Here is an 8,096-nt window from a genome sequence, read left to right as displayed (position 1 = left end):
CGGGTGCGGGCAGGGATGCGGCGGGGGTCCAGCGGCGGGCGGGTGTGCGTGCCGACGTGGCGCGGGTCGAGTGGCCGGCGGGTGCGGGTGCGGGGGCGGATGCGGCGCGGATCCGGCAACGGGCGGGTGTGGGTGGGGATGTGGCCCGGGTCCAGCAGCGGGCGGGTGTGGGTGCGGGTGTGGCGGGGGTCCAGCCGCAAGCGGGTGCGGGCAGGGATGCGGCGGGGGTCCAGCGGCGGGCGGGTGTGCGTGCCGACGTGGCGCGGGTCGAGTGGCCGACGGGCGCGGGTGCGGGGGCGGATGCGGCGCGGATCCCGCAACGGGCGGGTGTGGGTGCGGATGTGGCGCGGATTCCGCAGCGGGCGGGTGCGGGTGCGGGTGCGGGCGTGGGCGTGGTCCGAGTCCTGCAACGGGCCGGTGCGGACGCGAACGCCGCGCGGATCCCGCAAAGAGCGGGCGCGGATGTGGCCCGGGTCCAGCAACGGGCCGGTACGGGCGTGGGCGTCGCGCGGGGCCCGCAAGGGGCCGGTACGGGCGTGGGCGTCGCGCGGGGCCCGCAAGGGGCCGAGGCGGTCGAACGGCGGGTGGTCCGCGCCCGGGTGCCGGGCGCCCGGCAGGGCGTGCGCGCCCCCGGGGCGGACACCCGGCGGGGGGCGCGTGGCCACGCGCCGGACGCTCCGCAGCCCGCCGGGGGGCGCGCTTCACCGGACCCGGCCGGGCGGGCATCATGAAACCCGTGCCCCCCGCGACATCGCTCCGTCGTGCGCCCGTGCAGCGGCGCAGTGCCGAACGTCTGACCAGGATCCTCGACGCCTGCGCCGACCTCCTCGACGAGGTCGGCTACGACGCCCTGAGCACCCGCGCCGTCGCCCAGCGGGCCGGCGTCCCCATCGGCTCGGTCTACCGCTTCTTCGGCAACAAACGCCAGATGGCCGACGCACTGGCCCAGCGCAACCTGGAGCGGTACTCCGCACGCGTCACCGAACGCCTGCGCACGGCCGGTGACGGCGGCTGGCGCGAGGCCATGGACGCCGTGCTCGACGAGTACCTGGAGATGAAGCGCACCGCGCCCGGCTTCTCCCTCGTCGACTTCGGCAACCAGATCCCGGTCGGCGCCCGTCACGCCGAACCGAACCACCATGTCGCCGACCGCCTCACCGAACTCCTCTCCGGCTACCTCGACCGCGAGCCGGACGAGGACCTGCGCCGGGTGTTCCTGGTCGCCGTGGAGACCGCCGACACCCTCGTCCACCTGGCCTTCCGGGTCGCACCCGAGGGAGACCCCGGGATCATCGACGAGGCCCGGCAGCTCCTGCGCTCCTATCTGGCCCGCACGCTCGACTGAGCCGGAGGGCGTGCGGCACATCACGCGGCCGAAAGGGCTCCCCTCCATGCATACCGGTCGGTATGCTCGGCGGCGTCAGCGCGTCACCGTAGCCGCCGCCCTCCGGGAGGACCCGTGTCCCGCACCGCCCTGCGAATCTGTCCCCTGTGCGAGGCCACCTGCGGCCTGACGCTCACCATCGAGGGGACACGCGTCACCCACGCCCGCGGCGACCGCGACGACGTGTTCAGCCAGGGGTTCATCTGCCCCAAGGGCGCTTCCTTCGGCGCCGTCGACTCCGACCCGGACCGGCTGCGCACCCCCCTCGTACGCCGGGACGGTGAACTGCGCGAGGCCACCTGGGAGGAGGCCTTCGACGCGGTCGCCGCCGGCATCCGGCCGGTCGTCGAGCGGCACGGACCGCACGCGGTCGGTGTCGTCCTGGGCAACCCCAACGTGCACACCATGGCCGGCGGCCTCTACCCCCCGCTCCTGCTCGCCGGGCTCGGCACCCGCAGCGTCTTCACGGCCTCCACGGTCGACCAGATGCCCAAGCACGTCTCCAGCGGCCTGCTCTACGGCGACGCCAACGCCATCCCCGTGCCCGACCTGGACCGCACCGACCACCTGCTCCTGATCGGCGCCAACCCCCTGGAGTCCAACGGCAGTCTGTGCACCGCACCCGACTTCCCCGGCAGGCTCAAGGCCCTCAAGGCCCGGGGCGGCACCCTCGTCGTGATCGACCCGCGGCGCACCCGCACCGCCAAGCTCGCCGACCGGCACATCGCCGTACGGCCCGGCACCGACGCCCTGCTGCTGGCGGCGATGGCCCGGGTGCTGTTCGACGAGGACCTCGTGCGGCCCACCCCGCACGTCCAGGGCGTCGGGGAACTGGACGCGGCCCTGCGGGACTTCACCCCCGAGGCCGTGGCCGGGGCCTGCGACGTCGACGCCGGGCTCATCCGCACCCTCGCCCGTGACCTCGCCGCCGCCCCCACCGCCGCCGTCTACGGCCGCATCGGCAGCTGCACCGTCCCGCACGGCACCCTCGCCAGCTGGCTCGTCGACGTACTGAACATCCTCACCGGCAACCTCGACCGTCCCGGCGGCGCCCTCTTCCCGCAGGCCGCCACCGACCGGACCCCGCGCCCCGCCGGACCCGGCCGCGGCTTCGCCCTCGGGCGCTGGCACTCCCGGGTGAGCCGGCACCCCGAGGCGAAGGGCGAACTGCCCCTGTCGGCCCTCGCCGAGGAGATCGACACGGCCACCGAGGAGGGCGAGCCGGTCCGCGCGCTGATCGCCGTCGCCGCCAACCCGGTGCTGTCCGCGCCCGACGGCGACCGGCTCGACAAGGCGCTCGCCTCGCTCGACTTCATGGTCAGCGTCGACCCGTACCTCAACGAGACCTCCCGCCACGCCCACGTGGTCCTGCCCCCGCCCCCGCCCTCCCAGAGCCCGCACCACGACTTCGCCTTCAACACCCTCGCCGTGCGCAACCAGGTCCGCTACACCCGCCCCGCCGTACCGCTGGAGCCGGGCCGCATGGCGGAGACGGAGATCCTGGCGCGGCTGATCCTCGCCGTGACGGGCATGCACGGGGCCGACCCGGGAGCCGTCGACGACATGGTCGTCGGCCAGACCCTCGGCAAGGCGGTCAAGGAGCCCCACTCGCCCGTGCACGGCCGCGACCCCCGCGAACTCGCCGCGCGGCTCACCGGTGACGACGGCCCCGAGCGGCGGCTCGACCTGATGCTCCGCCTCGGCCCCTACGGCGACGGCTTCGGGGCCCGGCCGGACGGGCTCACGCTGGAGAAACTGCTCGCGCACCCGCACGGCATCGACCTCGGCCCGCTGCGCCCCCGCCTGCCGCAGCCGCTGAAGACCGCGAGCGGCCTGGTGGAGCTGCTGCCCGGCCCGATCGCCGGCGACCTGCCCCGCCTGCGCGCGGCCCTCACGGAACGCCCCGAGGGACTCGTCCTGGTCGGCCGCAGGCACCTGCGCTCGAACAACAGCTGGATGCACAACGTGCCCGCCCTCACCGGCGGTTCGAACCGCTGCACCCTGCACATCCACCCCGAGGACGCCGAGCGGCTGGGCGTGCGCGACGGGGCGCCGGTGCGGGTCAAGGGCGCCGGGGGAGAGGTCACCGCACCCGCCGAGGTCACGGACGCCGTCCGCCGGGGCGTGGTGAGCCTGCCCCACGGCTGGGGCCACGACCGCCCCGGCACGCGCCTCGCCCACGCCTCGGCCGACCCCGGCGTCAACGTCAACCAGCTCCTCGACGGCCGGATGCTCGACCCGCTGTCCGGCAACGCCGTGCTCAACGGCGTTCCCGTCGAGGTCGCCCCCGCGACGGACCCAGGACGTCCCCCGATGACCGAAAAACACGGCGCTCTGACCTGAGCAAAGCTGTGACCAGCAGTTTTGCGCTTATTGCTCGCACGTCAACGTCTTGTTAACGCTGCTTGACGGGACCTAACGTCTCGGACACCGCCGGCCCTGGTGGGATGTTCAAGGGCGAACGTTAGGTATCCACTCATGCTGACCATCCTCGGCTTCGCCATGATCGCGACCTTCCTGGTCCTGATCATGATGAAGAAGATGTCGCCGATCGCGGCGCTCGTGCTGATTCCCGCGCTGTTCTGCGTGTTCGTCGGCAAGGGCGCCAACCTCGGTGACTACGTCATCGACGGCGTGACCAGCCTCGCCCCCACCGCGGCGATGCTCATGTTCGCGATCGTCTACTTCGGAGTGATGATCGACGTCGGTCTCTTCGACCCGATCGTCCGCGGCATCCTCAAGTTCTGCAAAGCCGACCCGATGCGGATCGTCGTCGGCACCGCCGTGCTCGCCGCGATCGTGTCGCTGGACGGCGACGGCTCGACCACCTTCATGATCACCGTCTCGGCCATGTACCCGCTGTACAAGCGCCTGAAGATGAGCCTGGTCGTGATGACCGGTGTCGCCGCCATGGCCAACGGCGTGATGAACACCCTGCCCTGGGGCGGCCCGACCGCGCGTGCCGCGACCGCGCTCAAGCTCGACGCCAGCGACATCTTCGTCCCGATGATCCCCGCGCTCCTGGTCGGCCTGCTCTTCGTCTTCTGCCTGTCCTACGTCCTCGGTGTGCGCGAGCGCAGGCGGCTGGGCGTGCTGACGCTGGACGAGGTGCTGGAGGAGGAGAAGGAGACCGAGACGGTCCTCGTGGGCGCCGGCGGCTCCCGCGACGGCAAGGTCTCCATGCGCAAGGCCGGCAGCGCGGGCGCCGGCTCCGGCGCGGACGCCCCCGAGGCCGGCGGCGGCCTGGGCGACCCCGCGCAGGACGACGGCTTCCAGGGCCTCGACCCGAACCGGGACACCCTGCGCCCGAAGCTCTACTGGTTCAACGCGCTCCTCACGGTCGGCCTGCTGACCGCCATGATCATGGAACTGCTCCCGATCCCGGTGCTGTTCCTGCTCGGCGCCGCCCTCGCCCTGTCGGTGAACTTCCCGCACATCCCCGACCAGAAGGCCCGGCTCGCCGCACACGCCGACAACGTCCTGAACGTCTCCGGCATGGTCTTCGCCGCCGCCGTCTTCACCGGCGTGCTGCAGGGCACCGGCATGGTCGACCACATGGCCAAGTGGATGGTGGACGTCATCCCCGGCAGCATGGGCCCGCACATGGCCCTCGTCACCGGCATCCTGAGCCTGCCGCTGACCTACTTCATGTCGAACGACGGCTTCTACTTCGGTGTCCTGCCCGTCCTCGCCGAGGCCGGTGCCGCGCACGGCGTCTCCCCGCTGGAGATGGCCCGCGCCTCCCTGGTCGGCCAGCCGCTGCACATGTCCAGCCCGCTCGTGCCCGCCGTCTACGTCCTGGTCGGCATGGCCAAGGTCGAGTTCGGCGACCACACCCGGTTCGTCGTGAAGTGGGCCGCCCTCACGTGCCTGGCCATCCTCGCGGCGGGCATGCTCTTCGGCATCATCTGACCGTTCCTACGACCACACCCCATGGAGGACATCGTGAGGCCCGGTGGGAACCGCGGCTGGCTGCTCCGTCTCGTCATCGCCTTCTCCTTCACGCAGGGGGCGGTGTCGATGGCCCGGCCCGCCGTCTCCTACCGGGCCCTCGCGCTGGGCGCGGACGAGCGGGCGGTCGGTGTGATCGCCGGCGTGTACGCGCTGCTGCCCCTGTTCGCCGCCGTCCCCCTCGGGCGCCGCACCGACCACGGCCGATGCGCGCCCCTGCTGCCCTTCGGGGTGGTCCTGATCGCCGGCGGCTGCGCCCTCAGCGGCGTGGCGGACTCGCTGTGGACGATGGCGCTGTGGAGCGGGGTGATGGGCCTCGGCCACCTCTGCTTCGTCATCGGCTCGCAGTCCCTCGTCGCCCGCCAGTCCGCGCCGCACGAACAGGACCGCAACTTCGGCCACTTCACCATCGGCGCGGCCCTGGGCCAGCTCATCGGCCCCATCGCCGCGGGCGCGCTGATCGGCGGCGAGGACATGGCCGGCACCAGCGCGCTGGCCCTGCTCGCGGCGGGAGCGACGGCGGCGGTCTCGTTCACCTCGCTCTGGCGCATCGAGCACCGCCGTACCGAGTCCGCGTCCGGCTCCGGCAAGGGCGCACGCGTCCCCGTGCGGGGCATCCTGCGCACCCGGGGCGTGCCCGCCGGCATCTTCATCAGCCTGGCGGTGCTGTCCGCGACCGACATCCTCACCGCCTACCTCCCGGTGGTCGGCGAGCACCGCGGCATCGCGCCGTCGGTGATCGGCGTCCTGCTCAGCCTGCGTGCGGCGGCCACCATCGCCTGCCGTCTGGTCCTGACCCCCCTGCTGCGGCTGCTCGGCCGGACGGCGCTGCTCACCGTGACCTGCCTGCTGGCTGCCCTGCTGTGCGCGGGCATCGCCCTGCCGGTGCCGGTGTGGGCGCTCGGCGTGCTGCTGGCGCTCCTCGGTTTCTGCCTCGGTGTCGGGCAGCCGCTGTCGATGACCACGGTCGTCCAGGCCTCGCCGGAGGACGCGCGCTCCACGGCTCTCGCGCTGCGCCTGACGGGCAACCGGCTCGGCCAGGTCGCCGCGCCCGCCTCGGCGGGGCTGATCGCCGGGGTCGCGGGGGTGGCGGCGCCGTTCGTGATGCTGGGGGTGCTGCTGCTGGTCTCCGCCGGGGTGGCGCTGCGGTCGCGGGAGAGCGCGCCGCCCGAGTCGGGGGGAGGCGTGGCGAGAACCGGCCGGCGGCGGGTGTCACTGCGCCGTAAGAGCGATATCTGACGTGTCGTCGGGCGGTGCTGCACCGCATTCGGCGGTGGGGTGACACAGAGTCAGGTGACGAGGAGTTTGTATGAAAATCGTCTGACTTGGAGGCATCTTCATGCCCGTCGTACCCCTCGCGCGCCGTGCCGGCACCCGTACCGCCGTCCTCGCCGCCCTCACCCTCGCAGGGACCACCCTGAGCGGTGTGCCCGCTGTCGCCGCTCCCATCCCGGGGGACAACGGAGACCTCAAGATCCACGCCACCACGACCCGGGCCGACGACCAGCGCAACGACCCGAAGGTCTGCGACTTCTACCTCGCCGCGTTCAAGTTCGCCGCGGGCGAGAAGGTCAACTGGACCATCCAGACCCAGCCCGAGGTCCCGGGCGGGGCCACGCGCACCGGGACGTTCACCGCCGACGCGAGCGGCGTCGGCCGCAGCAAGGCCGTGGACCTGCCCAACGGGCAGTACAAGCTCACGTGGCTGACCGACCAGGCCCACGGGGCGGGCAAGTTCAAGGTGTTCAAGGTCGACTGCCCGACCTCCAAGCCGACGACGCCGGTCGGCGGCCCGCCGGCGGGCGGGGGCGGCATCGCCCGCGGCGAGGCGTTCACGCCGGTCACGGGAGCCGCCGCCGTCGGCCTCGCGGCCGTCGCGGGCACGGTCTGGTTCCGGCTCCGCCGCCGCCCCGATGGCGCCGCGTAGGACGCGTTCCGCGGATCGCCCCGCCCGGACAGGGCGGGGCGGGGGCGGGGCGCGTACCGGTGACGCCCGGGCCGAGTTCGACGCCGGGCCGGCGGACCGGGCCGGGACCGGCTACGGCCCGGCCCCGGCCGGACGGCGCGGTGGCACCACCGGATTCGGGGCCGGTGCGGGTGCCGGTGCCGGTTCCGGGTCCGGGACCGGGACCGGGGTCGAATCCGGAGCCGGTGGCGGTTCCGGGACCGGGGTCGAATCCGGAGCCGCAACCGGAGCCGCAACCGGAGCCGGTGTCGGTGCCGGGGTGAAGGGCCGGCGTGCGGCCGGGCCGCGTGCCGTTCCGGAGGAGTGGCGCGGGGCCGGGTCCGGAGGCGCCGGCGCCCCGACGGCTCGTCGAGTGCCCGGCAGCGCAGCCATCGGCGGCTCGCTGGCCCGGCGTGGTGCCGGGCCGGGGGCCGTTGGTCGGGACGCGGGTTCGCGGCGCGGTGCCGGGTCGGGGGCTGCCGGTCGGGACGCGGGTTCGCGGCGTGGTGCCGGGCCGGGGGCCGCTGGTCGGGATGCGGGCTCGCGGCGTGGTGCCGGGTCGGGGGCTGCCGGTCGGGACGTTGGTTCGCGGCGTGGTGCGGGGCCTGGGGTCGTCGGTTGGGACGCGGGTTCGCGGCGTGGTGCGGGGCCTGGGGTCGCCGGTTGGGACGTGGGCTCACGCCGTGGTGCGGGGCCTGAAGTCGTTCGGGACGCGGGCTTCCGGCGTGGTGCCGAGTACGGGGTGTTTGCGGAACCGGTTGCCCGGCGTGGCGCCGAGCACGGGGTGTTTGCGGAACCGGTTGCCCGGCGTGGTGC

The 8,096-nt window shown here is 74.0% G+C and carries 5 protein-coding genes and 1 pseudogene; 5 read left to right on the top strand and 1 reads right to left on the bottom strand.

Going from position 1 to position 8,096, the window contains the following annotated elements; genetic code table 11:
- A pseudogene (locus ACPXCS_RS30730) lies at nucleotides 1–665 on the bottom strand (hypothetical protein); the annotation flags it as partial.
- Nucleotides 666–727: 62 nt separating this feature from the next.
- Between ACPXCS_RS30730 and ACPXCS_RS30725 the strand changes: the two are divergent.
- The 5 genes from ACPXCS_RS30725 (at nucleotide 728) to ACPXCS_RS30705 (ending at nucleotide 7,262) form a co-directional block, all read left to right on the top strand.
- Complete coding sequence (locus tag ACPXCS_RS30725) at nucleotides 728–1,345, top strand: TetR family transcriptional regulator (protein WP_425951628.1); 618 nt, start codon at nucleotides 728–730, stop codon at nucleotides 1,343–1,345.
- 114 nt (nucleotides 1,346–1,459) lie between these two features.
- A complete protein-coding gene (locus tag ACPXCS_RS30720; RefSeq protein WP_425951627.1) occupies nucleotides 1,460–3,727 on the top strand; it encodes a molybdopterin oxidoreductase family protein in 2,268 nt (755 codons plus the stop codon).
- Nucleotides 3,728–3,862: 135 nt separating this feature from the next.
- Nucleotides 3,863–5,296, top strand: a complete 1,434-nt coding sequence (locus ACPXCS_RS30715) for a CitMHS family transporter (protein WP_425951626.1) — start codon at nucleotides 3,863–3,865, stop codon at nucleotides 5,294–5,296.
- Between the two features lie 33 nt (nucleotides 5,297–5,329).
- Nucleotides 5,330–6,574 (top strand): MFS transporter, encoded by a 1,245-nt coding sequence (locus ACPXCS_RS30710; RefSeq protein WP_425951699.1) that lies wholly within the window; start codon nucleotides 5,330–5,332, stop codon nucleotides 6,572–6,574.
- A 100-nt stretch (nucleotides 6,575–6,674) separates the two neighbouring features.
- The gene (locus tag ACPXCS_RS30705) at nucleotides 6,675–7,262 is read left to right on the top strand and encodes a hypothetical protein (protein ID WP_425951625.1); all 588 of its coding nucleotides are present in this window, start codon (nucleotides 6,675–6,677) and stop codon (nucleotides 7,260–7,262) included.
- Nucleotides 7,263–8,096 lie beyond the last annotated feature (834 nt).

The sequence above is a fragment of the Streptomyces sp. DT190 genome, from assembly GCF_049846985.1.
Taxonomy (GTDB): Bacteria; Actinomycetota; Actinomycetes; order Streptomycetales; family Streptomycetaceae; genus Streptomyces.
Note: the sequence above shows the minus strand (reverse complement) of the source record. Positions and strands in the feature narration are given on the sequence as shown.